Below are 14725 nucleotides of genomic sequence, written 5' to 3'. Positions count from 1 at the left end.
TCGTTCGAAAGGTCGGTCGAGATCAGCCGTTGCTGGCCATAACGGCCAGCTTGCGGACATTGCTCGTGCTATCGTTGTCGAGCAGGCGGGTCGGGTAATCACCGGTGAAGTAGTGGTCGGTGAACTGCGGATTGCTCGCATCGCGGTTCTCGCCGCCGACGGCGCGGTAGAGACCGTCGATCGACAGGAACTCGAGCGAGTCGGCGCCGATATAGTCGCACATCGCCTGCAGGCTCGAATACTGGTTGGCGAGCAGCTTGTCGGCATCGGGCGTATCGATGCCATAGAAATCGGGGAAGTAGATCATCGGGCTGGCGACGCGGATATGCACTTCCTTGGCGCCGGCATCGCGGATCATCTGCACGATCTTCAGCGAGGTCGTGCCGCGCACGATCGAATCGTCGACGAGGACAACGCGCTTGCCTTCGATCATCGCGCGGTTGGCAGAATGCTTAAGCTTCACGCCGAAGGCGCGGATCTGCTGCGTCGGCTCGATGAACGTGCGGCCGACATAATGGTTGCGGATGATGCCGTATTCAAACGGAATGCCACTCGCTTGGGCAAAGCCGAGGGCTGCCGGCGTGCCGCCATCCGGTACCGGCACCACCACATCCGCCTCGACGGGAGCTTCCTTGGCAAGGTTGATGCCCATGTTCTTGCGCGCGGTGTAAACGCTGCGGCCGCCGACGACGGAATCGGGACGGGCGAAGTAGACATATTCGAACAGGCAGAGGCGTTCCGGCTTCGACTGATCGGCCTTGCGGCTGTCGATGGTGATCGAGCCGTCGGGCTGGATTTCGCAGATGATGACTTCGCCGTTCTCGACGTCGCGAATATATTTCGCGCCGATGATGTCGAGCGCGCAGGTCTCGGAACAGAAGATCGGCTTGCCGTCGAGCTCGCCCATCACGAGAGGGCGAATGCCGATCGGGTCGCGTGCGGCGATCAGCTTGGTGCGGGTCATTGCCAGCATCGAGTAGCCGCCTTCCATCTGGCGGATGGCGTCGATGAAGCGGTCGGAGGAGGAGGTCTGCTTGGAGCGGGCGATCAGGTGCAGCACCACCTCGGTGTCCGACGTCGCCTGGAAGATGGCGCCATCCGCGATCAGCATGCGCCGCATCGTCAGGCCGTTGGTGAAGTTGCCGTTATGGGCAACCGCAATGCCGCCGACTTCGAGTTCGGCAAACAGCGGCTGCACGTTGCGCAGCGCCACTTCGCCCGTCGTGGAATAGCGCGTGTGGCCGATAGAGATGAAGCCCGGAAGCTGCGCCAGCGTTGCCGGATCGGTGTAGTGGTCGCCGACGAGGCCCATGCGCTTTTCGGTATGGAACTGCTTGCCGTCGAAAGTGACGATACCGGCCGCCTCCTGTCCACGATGCTGCAGGGCATGCAGCCCGAGCGCTGTCAGCGTTGCGCCATCGGGGTGACCGAGAACGCCGAAGACACCGCATTCCTCATGCAGCGTATCGCCATCGAGTTCGTCGTTGAGCGTGGAGGAATGGGACTGGTTCATTGATGCGGGCCTTTGCTCTCACAAGAATGGAATGGCACTTCCGAAAACGGCGTAAGCCCGGCGGAGCGTGTGCCCGGCCGGACCTTTAGTCGCGTCCCCCTCAAATGGCAACTGCCATAGGCTGGGTCAAGCTGTTGAACACTGCGTCAATTAGACGGCTGCTGTGCACCATTGGCAGGGGCGGGGGCGGCATCTTCGGCCGGCGCCTGATCGGAAGCCGGCGCATTGTCGCCTTCCGCATTGCCGCCCTGCGGCTGTAACATCTTCTCTGCGCTTGCGCGGAGTACCTGCGCGAATTCTGCAGGCAGAACCGACTGCATCTTTACGACCATCGAATCCAGAAATGGCTTCGACTTGGCATTGTTGACCCAGGCCGCGCCATGATCGGCGACCAGCCAGTTCCAGAAGGCGGTGGCGACGACGAGCAGAAGTATGCCTCTTGCCGCGCCAAACAGGAAGCCCAAAGTACGGTCGAGCGCGCCGATGCGGCTGTCGATGATGAAATCGGCGATCTTCATGGTGATGAAGGAAATGACGATCAGCGCGACCAGAAATACGACTGCGGCCGAGCCGACCAGCGCGATGCGGTCATCGTCGGTGTACTTCTTGGCGTAGGGCACGAGATAGGGGTAGAAATAGTAGGCCGCGGCAGCCGAGCCGCCCCAGCTTGCGATCGAGAGCACTTCGCGGGAGAAGCCGCGCACCATGGCGAGCACGGCGGAAAAAAGCACGACGCCGATGACAATACCGTCGAAAATCGTAATGGGCATATAAATCCAACTCCAGGACGGCCGCCAATTCGCAGCTCAGTCGCGCCTCATTGCGTGCATCCTATATCATCACCTGTTGCGGCGATGAAAGGATCAAACCTCTTCTTCCACACGTCTCAAAGCGCCCTTCGAGCCGGCGATCCGGGCGACCAGATCCGGCAGGCTTTCGATCTCGCTCCAGCGCCCGCCCGTGCCCTTTGGCAGTTCGGCGGACCCTGATGGAAGCAGCGCTGCAGAAAATCCGAGCTTCTCGGCTTCTTTGAGGCGCTGGTTCGTGTGCGCAACCGGCCGGACGGCGCCCGACAGGCTGACTTCGCCGAAATAGACACAATCGGCGGGAAGGGCAATACCGGCAAGCGACGAAACCAGCGCCGATGCGACCGCCACATCGGCTGCCGGCTCTGAAATCCTGTAACCGCCGGCGATGTTGAGGTAGACGTCGTGCTGCCCGAGCTTCACCCCGCAATGGGCCTCGAGCACGGCGAGGATCATCGACAGCCGCGCCGAATCCCACCCGACGATCGCCCGCCGCGGCGTACCCAGCGATGTCGGCGCCACCAGCGCCTGCACTTCGACGAGGATCGGCCGCGTGCCCTCGATGCCGGCGAAGACGGCGGCTCCCGGCGATTTCTCGTTGCGCTCGCCAAGGAAGAGCTCGGAAGGGTTCGCCACTTCGCGCAAGCCCTTGTCCGACATCTCGAACACGCCGATCTCGTCGGTCGGCCCGAAGCGGTTCTTCACCGTGCGTAGGATACGGTAGTGGTGACCCCGGTCGCCCTCGAAATAGAGAACGGCATCGACCATGTGCTCGACCACGCGCGGACCGGCGATCTGCCCGTCCTTGGTCACATGGCCGACCAGCACCATGGCGGCACCCGTCTGCTTGGCGAACTTGATCATTGCCTGTACGCCGGTGCGCACCTGCGTCACCGTGCCGGGCGCGGATTCGGCAAGATCGCTCCACAGCGTCTGAATGGAATCGATGATGACGAGGTCTGGTCGCTTACCCTCGGCCAGCGTCGCCAGGATATCCTCGACATTGGTCTCGGCCGCGAGCAGCACATCCGTATCCGCTGCACCAAGGCGCTGCGCCCTAAGCCGCACCTGCGCGACCGCCTCTTCGCCCGAGACATAGATGATCCGGTGCCCGCGCCGCGAAAGCGCCGCCGCCCCCTGCATGAGAAGGGTCGACTTGCCGATGCCGGGATCGCCGCCGATCAGCACCGCCGAACCGCGCACGAAACCGCCGCCCAGCGCCCGGTCAAGCTCCGAAATGCCGGTGTGGATGCGCGGCGCTTCCTCGATCTCGCCCGACAGTGCGGTCAGTGCCACCGGGCGGCCTTTCTTCGGCGTCTTCGCCGGCCCACCGCCGATCCCGCCCATCGGGTCTTCCTCGACGATGGTGTTCCACGCGCCGCAACCCTCGCATTTGCCGGCCCAGCGGCTGTGGATGGTGCCGCAGCCCTGGCAGATGAATTGTGTTCTTGCTTTTGCCATGTGGAAGGATCAGTCTTCTTGTTCTGTCTGATAAAAACGCAGGAAATGTGAGAGCTCGATCTCCTGCCGTCCATGCAGTACGCGCAGGACGGAAAGCCTCTCATCATCAATGAAGAAATAGATACAGCGATTGCGATAAGGGAAAGCCTGCAACCCGGGAATGAACTCGCGCGGACTTCCGGCTATGCCGAGCTTTGCTATCCATTCGATCTTGCCGTTGATGTCATCGAGAAAACGCCGCGCAGCAAGCGCATCGAAGGCTGCAATATGATCATACATGCCGAGAAGATCATCCAGCGCCTCGAACGACATTTTCAGCTGACGCGGTCGCATTCTTCCGTTCCTCCGCCATCATGAGAATGTGCTTTGTCAGATCTTCGGCGCTTTCGAATGTGATGGAGCGTCCGGCATCGATGTCATCAATGCCCTGTTGGATCAGGTGGCGCAGTTCCTGTATCTCGCCTTCTTCGCTGCCAAGCAGTCTCAGCCCGGCCGCAATAACGTCTTCGGCGTTTCGGTATCGTCCGTCTGCTATCTGCTCCTCAATGAAGGTGAGGTCTTGCTCGCTGAGATGGATCTCGGTCATTTCGATCTCCTTTTGTTCTCTTTTAGCACGAAGATTTCCGGCTTCCAAGAGGCGCAGGCAGGGATTCCAAGCCCTAGCCGTCGTCCTCGCTCAGATACCGCCGCTCGTGGCGCAACCCCATGCTGGTCAGCACTTCGTAGCCGATCGTACCGGCCGCGCGCGCGACGTCGTCGACCGAGATGTTCTTCCCGAAGAGCTCGACATAGTCGCCGGCGCTCACCGCATTCTCGGGCAGATCGGTGATGTCGAAGATGGTCATATCCATGGTCACCCGCCCAGCAATGGGGACCCTGCGTCCGGCGATGAAGCCGTGGCCACCCTCTGGCGCCACCTGCCGCAACGGTACGCCGCCGCCGGACTGGCTGCGCAGATAGCCGTCGGCGTAGCCGGCAGAGACGATGGCGAGCCGGCTGTCGCGGGTAAGTTCCAGCGCGCGGCCATAGCCGACGCCTTGGCCGGCCTTGGCATCACGCACCTGAATAACGCGTGCCTCCGCCGTCACGACCGGGCGCATCGGATTGGCCATGCCGTTGACTGCCGCGCCGCCATAAAGCGCGATCCCGGGGCGGGTCAGGTCGAAGTGATAATCGTTGCCGAGGAAGATGCCTGCTGAGGCCGAAAGGCTTGAATCGATACCTTCATAGGCGGCGCTAACCTTGCGGAATGATTCAAGCTGTTGCCGGTTCATCGCCGAGCTCGGATCGTCGCCGCAGGCAAGGTGACTCATGACCAGCACGGGCGCGAAACTCGCCGGACGCGACACGTCGTCGGCGAGCGCGATTGCCTCGTTCATGTCGAGACCCAGCCGGTTGAAGCCGGTGTCGACATGCAGCGCGCAAGGATAGTCGCCGTAATCGGCCAGCACCGCCATCCAGAAGGCAAGCTGCTCCTCCGACGATATGACCGGCACGAGATCGTTCTCGAAAAAGCGCCGCTCGGTCCCCGGCCAGATGCCTGCGAGCACGAAGATACGGGCATCAGGCGCATAGAGCCTAAGCGTCACACCTTCATCGACAGTCGCCACGAAGAAATCCCGCGCGCCCGCCAGATAAAGCGCCTCTCCGGCGTCCTCCATCCCGGTGCCGTAAGCGTCGGCCTTGACCACGGCCGCCGTGCGCGCCTTGCCGGAACGCCGCGCCATGTCACGCCAATTATCGGTCAGCGCGGCCAGATCCACCGTCAGGCGCAAACCCGCGGAGGCAAAACGGTCTTCTTCTTCGTAGTCGTCGGTAAAATCGGTCATGATTCATATCTGCGGTGGAGGCGGAGGGAGGTCTCCGCTCATTGTAAGGGTCGGATGATTACAGGGAAGAGACGGAGCTTTGTTCACGCAACGCTTCGAAGATCGAAATCGGCATGAATAACCTCGTAGGGCACATGGATACGGCCTTCTTTGTTGACCTCGATCAGTCCCCATTCGATCAGCGCGGCCGCATCCTCGTGCACTCGCTTGACGTCACGCGACAGCGCGGTTGCCAAGCCGCGGTAGGTTGAGGGACCAATCGCTTGCAGGCGTTCGATCAATGTCCAGCGTTTAGGCGTGAGCACCGAGAAGAGCTGTTCGGGCGATGAGAAGGTAAACAGGTGAGGTTGCGCTTCGCCGCTGTTCCAGGCTCTGGCGAACCCATCGATCGCGTTGCCGATCGCGGCGTCATCGTCTCTTTGAATTCGGATGGTTGCGGTTGTCATCTGCGCCGGCTCCTTCTGATGTCGACGTCTCTGCGAAAATCTTCGAGAAGTTTTTCGACGGTCGAGAACGCATATGCCTCTTCACCGCCGTCGACGTGCTTGTGGTCGCCCTTGCCTCGCTCGTTGTCATATCCGACGACGCGTTGTCCGGGATAGCCATAGAAGAGGCTGTATTTGTAGTCATGGGCGCTACCCGGCACCGGCCGTGCGACTTTCCAGATGACCAACTCCTGGATGGCTCCGTCGGACAACACGGATTTCGAGCGATAAAGCAGTTGCGCCCTCATGTTGGCGATAATGCCAACGCGAGGGCGCGGTGTCAAATAAGGTCAGGCCCTTACTGCTCTTCGTAATGCGTAAAGCTCGGCTCGGCCAGATCGGCGAAGCGGGTGAACTCGGACTGGAAGGCGAGTTTGACGGTGCCGGTCGGTCCGTGGCGCTGCTTGGCGATGATGACGTCTGCCGTGCCCTTCACCTTGTCAAACAGCGCTTCCCACTCCGGATATTTCGGATCGTGGATGTCGCGCGGCTCGAGGTTCTTCACATAATATTCCTCGCGGAACACGAAGAGCACGACGTCGGCGTCCTGTTCGATCGAGCCCGATTCACGGAGGTCGGAGAGCTGCGGGCGCTTGTCCTCGCGGCTTTCGACCTGACGCGACAGCTGCGACAGCGCGATGATCGGCACGTTCAGTTCCTTGCCGAGCGCCTTGAGGCCGGTCGTGATCTGGGTGATTTCCTGCACGCGGTTGTCGCCCTTGCCGGCGCCCGTCATCAGCTGGATGTAGTCCACCACGAGGCAATCGAGGCCGCGCTGGCGCTTCAGGCGGCGCGCGCGTGCCGATAGCTGGGCGATCGAGATACCGCCGGTTTGGTCGATATAGAGCGGCACCTTCTGCATCATCATCGAGCAGGCAACGAGCTTTTCGAAGTCGGCATCGTTGATGTCACCGCGGCGGATCTTCGACGAGGAGACCTCGGTCTGCTCGGAGATGATACGGGTGGCCAGCTGTTCGGACGACATTTCGAGCGAGTAGAAGCCGACGACGCCGCCCTGTTTCGCCTTCATGCTGCCGTCGGACTGCACTTCGCCTTCATAGGCGGCGGCGATGTTATAGGCGATGTTGGTCGCAAGCGAGGTCTTGCCCATGCCCGGGCGTCCGGCAAGCACGATCAAGTCGGACCGCTGCAGGCCGCCCATCTTGCCGTCGAGCGACATGATGCCGGTCGAGATACCGGAAAGACCGCCATCGCGCTCCTTGGCGACAGCCGCCATGTCGATCGCCAGCGCCACCGCGTCGTTGAACGCCTGGAAGCCACCGTCATAGCGACCGTTTTCGGCAAGCTCGAACAGGCGGCGCTCGGTGTCTTCGATCTGCGCCTGCGGCGGCATGTCGAGCGGCGCGTCGTATGCGATGTTGACGACGTCCTCGCCGATGGTGATCAGCGCCCGGCGCAGCGCCAGATCGTAGATCGCGCGGCCGTAGTCCTCGGCGTTGATGATGGTCACGGCTTCGCGCGCCAGGCGGGCGAGATATTCGGAGACCGTCATGTCGCCGACCTTCTCGTCGGCCTTCAGGAAGGTCTTGATCGTCACCGGATTGGCGATCTTGCCCATGCGGATGATATCGCCCGCGACTTCGAAGATCTTGCGGTGCAGCGGCTCGTAGAGATGCGGCGGCTTGAGGAAGTCCGACACCCGGTAATAGGCGTCGTTGTTCATCAGGATCGCGCCGAGAAGCGCCTGCTCGGCCTCGATGTTGTTGGGTGCTTCGCGGTAGTGCTGCTCCGGCTGGGCAACAGCGGCGATCTTTCGGGCGGCGTCGTTCATCTTGATCCGTTCTGTCTTATTCAGCTTCGGGTTTGCAGCCCACCAACGGCAAAATCAAGTGCTGAACATGGCGTGCGGCCAAAACGCTTTGGCTTTGGCACGTTGTTCGACTTCTCCACAGCGCATCTTGCCATTACGCGAAAATACCGGCGGTGTAGCCTTCCGGACACGGTACAAAGCGACTCACGCGAATCAACGCGTTCGTGGTATTTTAGGCGTTGATAGGGGAGTGTGCATCGAGACTCTCGTCATCACCGCTTGAAAAACGCGGGAAATGACTGTAGGCATAAAAGATATAATAAGCACACTAATTAAATGGACTGATAAATATGACAAATGCGCCTCTCGGACGAGAGCTGATTGAAGATTTGGCGGCTTTCAACCGGAAGCTTAGAGCGGTTTTCGACAAGATCGTCCGGGAACGGAACATGACGCTGCCGCGGGCGCGGGTGTTTTTCACGCTGAACAAGAAGGACGGCATCAATCAGCGCGAGCTTGCCGATCGGCTGGAACTGGAAACGCCGACATTGGTCCGCATTCTGGACGCGATGGAAGGGCAGGGCTTCGTCGAGCGCCGTGTCGCAGGTTCCGACCGCCGCGCCAAGGAGATCTACATCACCGAGACAGGCAAGGTCGTCGCCGGCGAGATCGACGACATCGCCGTCAGCGTGCGCGCCCAGGTGATATCAGGTATTCCCGAACGCGATCTGAGAACTACCTTGGATACGATACGGGCCATGCAGGCGAATTTGCAGGGCATTCGCGGAGTGTGAGGAAATAGCAAATGAGCCTCGTCCAGGCGTCCAGCGACAATGTTGCGCCAAAGGCCGCGGACGAGGCGGCATCACCAGTGCCGCAGCCTGCGCCGCCGCCCGCGGTGCCGATGGCCGGCTGGAAGAAGCCTTTCTACATGGCCGCGTCGGTCCTGCTCTTCGTTACGCAGGGTCTCGGCATGAACCTTGTGAATGCCAATATCTATCAGCTCCAGGGATCGTTTTCGGCGACGGCCGCCGAGGTCTCGTGGCTGTCGGCGGCCTATATGGCGCCATATGCCAGCCTGTCGATCGCGCTCTTCAAGATCCGCACGCAATATGGCCTGAGACGCTTCGCCGAGTTCAGTATCGTCTGCTTCGTCTTCGCCGCGGTGCTGAACCTGCTGGTGACCGACCTACACTCCGCCATCGTCGTCAGGGCGCTGAGCGGCATTGCTGCGGCGCCGATCTCCACGCTCGGCTTTCTCTACATGCTCGAGCTCTTCCCGCCGGAGCGCAAGCTCACGACAGGCATCAGCCTGGCGTTGATGTGCACGCTATTCGCCGCGCCGATCGCCCGCATCATCTCGCCGCCTCTGCTTGATCTCGGCGGTTACCACGCGCTCTATACGCTGGAGATGGGACTGGCGCTGCTGGTCTTCGCCATAATCTATACCATGCCTTTGACCTCGCCGCCGCGCGCCGTCGTCATCCAGCGCCTGGATTTCCTGAGTTATCTCCTGCTTGCCGTCGGTTTCGGCTGCCTCGCGGTCGTTCTGACGCTGGGGCGTCTCTATTGGTGGTTCGAAGCGCCGTGGATTGGTGTTCTCCTTGCTGTCGCCGCCGGTTGTCTGGCGCTAGTGGTGGCGATTGAGCTGCCACGCGAAAATCCGATGCTGGATATCCGCTGGGTGCTCTCTGGCCCCAATCTCAGGATGGCAGGCGTGCTTCTGATGTTCCGCTTCGTTTCGTCCGAGCAATCGTCGACGGCCGCGAACTTCTACCAGCAGCTTGGCCTGCTCAACGATCAGACGACCAAGCTCTACGCCATCGTGCTGGTCGCATCGGTGCTCGGCGGATTGTTCTGCACGCTCTTGATGACCACGCGCTACGTCAGCACCGCGCACCTGATATCGCTGGTGCTCATCGCGGCGGGCGCCTATCTCGACAGCCAGTCCACAAGCCTCACAAGGCCGGAGCAGATGTATCTCAGCCAAGCCCTGGTCTCGGCGGGAGCGGCGATGTTCCTGCCGCCGGTGATGGCGAGCGGCTTCAAGGCGGCCATGGCCCGTGGCTATCCCTTCATCGTCAATTTCCTGGCGATCTTCCTCTTCACCCAGAGTATCGGCTCGCTCTTCGGCTCGGCCATGCTCGGCACCTTCGTGACCATCCGCGAGAAGTTCCACTCGAACGTGCTGGTCGAGCACATCCTGCTCCAGGATCCGCTGGTGGCGCAACGCGTCTCGCAGCTTTCCGCGGGATACGGCAAGGTCATCACCGACCAGACATTGCTCAACGCCGAAGGGCTGGCATTGCTGTCGCAGCAGGTCACGCGCGAAGCCTATACGCTTGCCTATAACGACACCTTCCTCGCAATTTGCGTGGCGTCTCTTCTCGGTCTTTTGGTCATGCTTCTTCATCAGGCATGGCTGCGCTTCTCCGAGCGCCGGACCGCCGAGCCGAATGCTTCCGCAGCCGTTCAATCCTGATCACGAGTTCACCACATGTCGAAATTCTTCCGGTCGCCTGCCAGCCTCATCGCCATTATCGCCGGTATCGCGGGCATCCTGCTCGTGCTTTACGCCTGGCGGCTGCCGCCCTTCGTGACGTCGGTCGAGACCACCGACAACGCCTATATCAGGGGCTACGTGACGATCATGAGCCCGCAGGTGAATGGTTACATCGTCGATGTTCCGGTGAAGGACTACCAGCAGGTCAAGCAGGGAGACGTGCTGGCCAAGATCGACGACCGCATCTACGCGCAGAAGCTGGCCCAGGCCCGCTCGGCGCTTGAGGGGCAGAAGGCATCGCTTGAGAACTCCCGCCAGTCGGAGCTGTCGGCGAAAGCGACCATCGCCTCCAGCCAGGCGCAGATCGATAGCGCCAATGCCTCGCTGAAGCGCGCGCAGCTTGCCTGGGATCGCATCAGCAACCTCAACGACAGGGGCATTGCCTCGGCAAGCGAATCCGAGCAGGCGCAGGCGACGCTCGAGGAAGCGAAGGCCGCGTTGAACCAGGCGCAGTCGGCGCTTGAAGTGTCGAAGCAGAACCTGGCGACCATCATCGTCAATCGCTCCCTGTTGGAGGCCAACGTGGCAAGCGCGGAAGCGACGGTGCATCTGGCTGAGATCGATCTCCAGAACACGTCGATCCTCGCGCCACGCGACGGCCATCTCGGGGAGATCGGCGTTCGCCTCGGCCAGTACGTGGCGGTCGGAACGCAATTGATGGCGGTGGTGCCTGAGGAGGTCTGGGTCGTCGCCAATTTCAAGGAGACGCAGCTTGAGGGCATGCAGGTCGGTCAGCCCGTCTCGATCGTGGTCGATGCCCTGGGGCGTCAGCGGCTCACCGGCCGCATCGAGCGCTTCTCGCCCGCTGCCGGTTCTGAATTCGCGGTGATCAAGGCGGATAACGCCACCGGCAACTTCGTCAAGATCGCCCAGCGCGTCGGCGTTCGCATCAGCATCGATCCGGATCAGCCGGCCGCGAAGGGCCTCGGGCCGGGCCTGTCTGTTGTCGTCAGCGTCGACAAGAGCGCTGAGCCCGAGCAGAAGACGGCGGCAAACTAATTTCCGTTGAATAGCGGACAACAAAAAGCCGGGCGCTGGGCCCGGCTTTCGCATTCGGGAGATTGCTCTCCAGAACCTTATTCGTCTTCGGCGTTGCCGTCGGCTTCCGGATCGAAGAAGTCTTCCGGACGCAGAGCGTCTTCGTCGACGCCGTAGATGGCGTCAACCGACGTCAGGGTTTCGCCCTTGGCCTGGCGCTCAGCTTCGTCAGCCGAACGAGCAACGTTGAGCTCGATCTTGATTTCGACTTCAGCATGCAGCTGCAGTTCGACCTGATGCAGACCGATCGTCTTGATCGGGGTGTTCAGGTGAACCTGGTTGCGGCCGATGTTGAAGCCTTCGGCAGCCAGGATTTCAACGACGTCGCGAGCGGCGACCGAGCCGTACATCTGGCCGGTTTCGCCAGCCGAACGAACGACGATGAAGGACTTGCCTTCGAGAGCGTCGGCAACGGTCTGTGCTTCCGACTTGCGCTCGAGGTTGCGGGCTTCGAGCGTTGCGCGCTCGGATTCGAAGCGCTTCTTGTTGGCGTCGTTGGCGCGCAGAGCCTTGCCGAGCGGCAGCAGGTAGTTACGGGCAAAGCCGTCCTTGACCTTTACCACTTCGCCCATCTGGCCGAGCTTGGAGATGCGTTCGAGAAGAATGACGTCCATGTCAGTTTTCCTTTCGTGTTCCTAGAGTTTCGAATCTGTCTGTTTGGGGGCATCAGCATCCTTGTTCGGGGTGAGCGCGATCGCCTTGCGGGTATCGCTGAGCCCAAGAACGAGGATGAAAAAGGCTGGCAGCATCAACATGAGAGATGCCAGGTAGCAGAGGATAAGCGCCGGCAGGCGCCATTCCTTGCCGCGCGTGCGAAAATGCAGCGCGGCGAAACCGGAGAGAAGGAAGCCGGCACCGAACGTGCCGACGACGGTTGCTCCGACCATCGCCGGTATGCCGCCCAGAAAGGTTGCGGCAAGGCCGAGAAGGAAGATGAAGATCGTGTTGCGGTTCATCCGGAGCGAGGAGGGGATATCCTCGCGCGGACGAAGGCCGCCGCCGGATGCAGCAACGATGCGCGTCGCGATGTAATAGGCGGCAAACAGCATCACTACCCACATGCCGCCCTGAATGGCCGGCAGGAGCAGGAGAACGAGCGACTTGGTCTGCGCGATCACGGCCGCGTCTGGCGCGAAATCGGATTGCTGCTGCGCCACCGAGGTGAACAGCACGTCGACCAGACGGTCGATCAGTTCGGGGCCATAGCCGATCATCACGCCGACGACGATGACGGCGAACGTCACGAGGCCGCAGAGATGCAGCAGGATATCCGACAGCGGATACCACGCCATCAGGTGATCGGGGCCGCCGAGTTCGGAAGCGGGGCGCGCGAGATTGGCGAGGTGGCTGATCCAGCCTGCCGGCAAAAGCGTGACCAGCGTCATCATCAGCGCGAAGGACGGCGAGATGGCGATCGCGCCGAGGACGGCGGCAGTAACGACGGCCGAAATCGCCGCCATGTTGCCCCAGCCGAGGCCGACAAGAAGAATGGGAAGCGCGGAAGCCGCGTAGAGAACAGCACTGAAAGACGACGGCTGCCGGCCAGCGCCCAGCACCAGAAGTGCGGCGACGAACCCGGCGAGGGCTCCAACGCCCAGTATTTTTGCATTCAGTGGTTTCACGGTCGCTGTCCTGCTTCATCAAGCAGTTAGAGGGCGTTTCCTGAATCAGTTTCAGAAAGGCCTCAACATGGGTTTTAAGGGTTCCGATCCGCGCCCATCGCGAAAGGGAGAAGGGAAGGCATTGCTGCCTTCCCTCGATTTGGTCTCGTCAGCTGATTAAGCGACGACGTACGGCAGCAGGCCGAGGAAACGAGCGCGCTTGATCGCCTGAGCGAGTTCGCGCTGCTTCTTCTGCGAAACAGCCGTGATACGGGAAGGAACGATCTTGCCGCGCTCGGAAATGTAGCGCTGCAGGAGACGAACGTCCTTGTAGTCGATGCGCGGAGCGTTTGCGCCGGAGAACGGGCAAGTCTTGCGACGACGGTGGAACGGACGACGTACCGGTGCGGAGGAAGATTCAGACATTCTCAGTTCTCCTTATGCACGGTCTTCGCGCGGGGCGCGATCAGGACGCGGGCCACGCTGGAAATCGCCATCACGACGCGGCGGACGATCGCCGAATTCGCGACGCGGGCCACGGTCGGCGCCATCACGCGGGCCGCGGTCGTCGCGGTCGCGCTTCTGCATCATGGCAGACGGGCCTTCTTCGTGAGCTTCAACAGCGATGGTCATGTAGCGAAGGACGTCTTCGCTGATGCGCATCTGACGTTCCATTTCCTGCACGGCAGCAGCCGGGGCGTCGATGTCGACGAGAACGTAGTGAGCCTTGCGGTTCTTCTTGATGCGGTAGGTCAGGGACTTGAGGCCCCAGTTTTCTACGCGCCCGACCTTGCCGCCGTTAGCTTCGAGTACGCCCTTGTACTGTTCTACGAGGGCTTCTACCTGCTGAGCGGAAATATCCTGTCGGGCAAGGAATACATGTTCATAAAGAGCCATGACAGCTTTGCCTTTCTTGCGTTTATTCAACCCGATATTCGGCGGCTAAGCCTCAACGACTGCTCCTGATTGGGTGAACCCAGGCAAGAAAAGCGTTCCGAGACGGTCGAGAGCGGAGACACGGGAGGCTGGAACGCTTCCGTTCCGAACGATTTCCCGTGGGAAACCGGCCCTCCGTTCAGCCACCAGCCAGAAGACCGGGTTTTGCGAACAGGGCGGCTTATACGGATTTTTCAGGAGAACGCAAGGGGCGGGAGCAGCAAGCTCTGCGCTGACGCGATTTTGGTGTGCCTGTGTTGTCGTTTCTATTAGTGGGTGTATAACGTATTGCGTGTATAAAATATACAATACAACCAAATGCAACCGCGATACGTTAACGGAGGAAGTTATGGCGACAGTTCAGGCTATTCTTGATCGTGCGGTAGAGTGGAAGACGTGGGTGTCAGACGCCGGGATGCTGGCATTCCTGAGTGATCTGCAATCCAATATTCTGAAGGGACACGGCCGGGATTATACGGCGAATATTTTCCTGAGCTTTGAAGAGATGAAGAAAGAGCAGATCTGGGAACTGCTTCAGACGTTATCATACCTCACCACATCCGCGCTTGATCAACTTCGATCCGCCGCCGCCTACGGCGCCACGAAAGTCAGCGGCGGACGGGTGCTGTGCGTCTTTCTGACCGCCAGCGGTTATAAGAGGCTCGACGTTGCGCCGGCCGACATGCCGACAGATGCGGCTTTTCTCGCCGGCATGCGGACGC

Annotated in this window: 16 protein-coding genes and 1 pseudogene; 4 read left to right on the top strand and 13 right to left on the bottom strand. The window is 60.9% G+C overall.

Annotated features, from left to right (window positions below):
- Positions 1-22: 22 nt before the first annotated feature.
- From purF to ACCD05_RS14335, 9 genes are all read right to left on the bottom strand, one after another.
- Positions 23-1513: an amidophosphoribosyltransferase gene (gene purF / locus ACCD05_RS14375; RefSeq protein WP_413393489.1), complete on the bottom strand. Its 1491-nt coding sequence runs from the start codon at positions 1511-1513 to the stop codon at positions 23-25.
- Between the two features lie 146 nt (positions 1514-1659).
- A complete protein-coding gene (locus ACCD05_RS14370) occupies positions 1660-2283 on the bottom strand; it encodes a CvpA family protein (RefSeq protein WP_047513382.1) in 624 nt (207 codons plus the stop codon).
- Between the two features lie 93 nt (positions 2284-2376).
- The gene (gene radA / locus ACCD05_RS14365; RefSeq protein WP_018898771.1) at positions 2377-3780 is read right to left on the bottom strand and encodes a DNA repair protein RadA; all 1404 of its coding nucleotides are present in this window, start codon (positions 3778-3780) and stop codon (positions 2377-2379) included.
- Between the two features lie 9 nt (positions 3781-3789).
- Positions 3790-4113, bottom strand: coding sequence for a type II toxin-antitoxin system RelE/ParE family toxin (locus ACCD05_RS14360; RefSeq protein WP_413393486.1), 324 nt, complete (start codon positions 4111-4113; stop codon positions 3790-3792).
- Complete coding sequence (locus ACCD05_RS14355) at positions 4070-4366, bottom strand: type II toxin-antitoxin system ParD family antitoxin (protein WP_413393484.1); 297 nt, start codon at positions 4364-4366, stop codon at positions 4070-4072. Before ACCD05_RS14355 ends, ACCD05_RS14360 begins: the two co-directional genes overlap by 44 nt.
- 73 nt (positions 4367-4439) lie before the next feature.
- Positions 4440-5609, bottom strand: coding sequence for an alanine racemase (gene alr / locus ACCD05_RS14350; protein WP_413393482.1), 1170 nt, complete (start codon positions 5607-5609; stop codon positions 4440-4442).
- A gap of 83 nt (positions 5610-5692) precedes the next feature.
- The gene (locus ACCD05_RS14345) at positions 5693-6055 is read right to left on the bottom strand and encodes a transcriptional regulator (protein ID WP_413393480.1); all 363 of its coding nucleotides are present in this window, start codon (positions 6053-6055) and stop codon (positions 5693-5695) included.
- On the bottom strand, positions 6052-6342 hold the full coding sequence (locus ACCD05_RS14340) for a DUF6516 family protein (RefSeq protein ID WP_413393478.1): 291 nt from the start codon (positions 6340-6342) through the stop codon (positions 6052-6054). The genes ACCD05_RS14345 and ACCD05_RS14340 overlap by 4 nt, the downstream gene beginning before the upstream one ends.
- Positions 6343-6392: 50 nt before the next feature.
- A complete protein-coding gene (locus ACCD05_RS14335; RefSeq protein WP_018898765.1) occupies positions 6393-7886 on the bottom strand; it encodes a replicative DNA helicase in 1494 nt (497 codons plus the stop codon).
- A gap of 329 nt (positions 7887-8215) precedes the next feature.
- Between ACCD05_RS14335 and ACCD05_RS14330 the strand changes: the two genes are divergently transcribed.
- The 3 genes from ACCD05_RS14330 to ACCD05_RS14320 are packed head-to-tail and all read left to right on the top strand — an operon-like array spanning position 8216 to position 11427.
- A complete protein-coding gene (locus ACCD05_RS14330; protein ID WP_047513361.1) occupies positions 8216-8659 on the top strand; it encodes a MarR family winged helix-turn-helix transcriptional regulator in 444 nt (147 codons plus the stop codon).
- 11 nt (positions 8660-8670) lie between these two features.
- A complete protein-coding gene (locus ACCD05_RS14325; RefSeq protein WP_413393475.1) occupies positions 8671-10347 on the top strand; it encodes an MFS transporter in 1677 nt (558 codons plus the stop codon).
- A 15-nt stretch (positions 10348-10362) separates the two neighbouring features.
- A complete protein-coding gene (locus ACCD05_RS14320; protein WP_112980275.1) occupies positions 10363-11427 on the top strand; it encodes an HlyD family secretion protein in 1065 nt (354 codons plus the stop codon).
- 77 nt (positions 11428-11504) lie between these two features.
- Here ACCD05_RS14320 and rplI read toward each other — a convergent pair whose 3' ends face one another.
- The 4 genes from rplI to rpsF all read right to left on the bottom strand — a co-directional run bounded on the left by rplI (position 11505) and on the right by rpsF (position 13964).
- Positions 11505-12080, bottom strand: coding sequence for a 50S ribosomal protein L9 (rplI, locus tag ACCD05_RS14315; RefSeq protein ID WP_018898761.1), 576 nt, complete (start codon positions 12078-12080; stop codon positions 11505-11507).
- 21 nt (positions 12081-12101) lie between these two features.
- Positions 12102-13088, bottom strand: a complete 987-nt coding sequence (locus ACCD05_RS14310; protein WP_413393473.1) for a DUF2232 domain-containing protein — start codon at positions 13086-13088, stop codon at positions 12102-12104.
- A gap of 156 nt (positions 13089-13244) precedes the next feature.
- Positions 13245-13493: a 30S ribosomal protein S18 gene (gene rpsR, locus ACCD05_RS14305; RefSeq protein ID WP_007531286.1), complete on the bottom strand. Its 249-nt coding sequence runs from the start codon at positions 13491-13493 to the stop codon at positions 13245-13247.
- Positions 13494-13505: 12 nt separating this feature from the next.
- Entirely contained in the window at positions 13506-13964 is a 459-nt protein-coding gene (rpsF, locus tag ACCD05_RS14300) for a 30S ribosomal protein S6 (RefSeq protein ID WP_018898759.1), read from the bottom strand.
- 388 nt (positions 13965-14352) lie between these two features.
- Between rpsF and ACCD05_RS14295 the strand changes: the two are divergent.
- A pseudogene (locus ACCD05_RS14295) lies at positions 14353-14725 on the top strand (hypothetical protein); the annotation flags it as partial.

This window comes from Rhizobium sp. Rhizsp42 (genome assembly GCF_047304155.1).
In the GTDB taxonomy this organism is placed as follows: Bacteria; Pseudomonadota; Alphaproteobacteria; order Rhizobiales; family Rhizobiaceae; genus Rhizobium.
The sequence above is the reverse complement of the archived record's forward strand: the minus strand, read 5'-3'. Positions and strand labels throughout refer to the sequence as shown.

Excerpts from the sequence above, each read along its gene's own strand:
- ACCD05_RS14335 (WP_018898765.1), bottom strand. The coding sequence starts at position 7,886 with ATGAACGACGCCGCCCGAAAGATCGCCGCTGTTGCCCAGCCGGAGCAG.
- purF (WP_413393489.1), bottom strand. The coding sequence starts at position 1,513 with ATGAACCAGTCCCATTCCTCCACGCTCAACGACGAACTCGATGGCGAT.
- rpsR (WP_007531286.1), bottom strand. The coding sequence starts at position 13,493 with ATGTCTGAATCTTCCTCCGCACCGGTACGTCGTCCGTTCCACCGTCGT.
- ACCD05_RS14325 (WP_413393475.1), top strand. The coding sequence starts at position 8,671 with ATGAGCCTCGTCCAGGCGTCCAGCGACAATGTTGCGCCAAAGGCCGCG.
- ACCD05_RS14370 (WP_047513382.1), bottom strand. The coding sequence starts at position 2,283 with ATGCCCATTACGATTTTCGACGGTATTGTCATCGGCGTCGTGCTTTTT.
- ACCD05_RS14320 (WP_112980275.1), top strand. The coding sequence starts at position 10,363 with ATGTCGAAATTCTTCCGGTCGCCTGCCAGCCTCATCGCCATTATCGCC.
- radA (WP_018898771.1), bottom strand. The coding sequence starts at position 3,780 with ATGGCAAAAGCAAGAACACAATTCATCTGCCAGGGCTGCGGCACCATC.
- ACCD05_RS14330 (WP_047513361.1), top strand. The coding sequence starts at position 8,216 with ATGACAAATGCGCCTCTCGGACGAGAGCTGATTGAAGATTTGGCGGCT.
- ACCD05_RS14355 (WP_413393484.1), bottom strand. The coding sequence starts at position 4,366 with ATGACCGAGATCCATCTCAGCGAGCAAGACCTCACCTTCATTGAGGAG.
- rpsF (WP_018898759.1), bottom strand. The coding sequence starts at position 13,964 with ATGGCTCTTTATGAACATGTATTCCTTGCCCGACAGGATATTTCCGCT.
- rplI (WP_018898761.1), bottom strand. The coding sequence starts at position 12,080 with ATGGACGTCATTCTTCTCGAACGCATCTCCAAGCTCGGCCAGATGGGC.
- ACCD05_RS14360 (WP_413393486.1), bottom strand. The coding sequence starts at position 4,113 with ATGCGACCGCGTCAGCTGAAAATGTCGTTCGAGGCGCTGGATGATCTT.
- ACCD05_RS14345 (WP_413393480.1), bottom strand. The coding sequence starts at position 6,055 with ATGACAACCGCAACCATCCGAATTCAAAGAGACGATGACGCCGCGATC.
- ACCD05_RS14340 (WP_413393478.1), bottom strand. The coding sequence starts at position 6,342 with ATGAGGGCGCAACTGCTTTATCGCTCGAAATCCGTGTTGTCCGACGGA.
- alr (WP_413393482.1), bottom strand. The coding sequence starts at position 5,609 with ATGACCGATTTTACCGACGACTACGAAGAAGAAGACCGTTTTGCCTCC.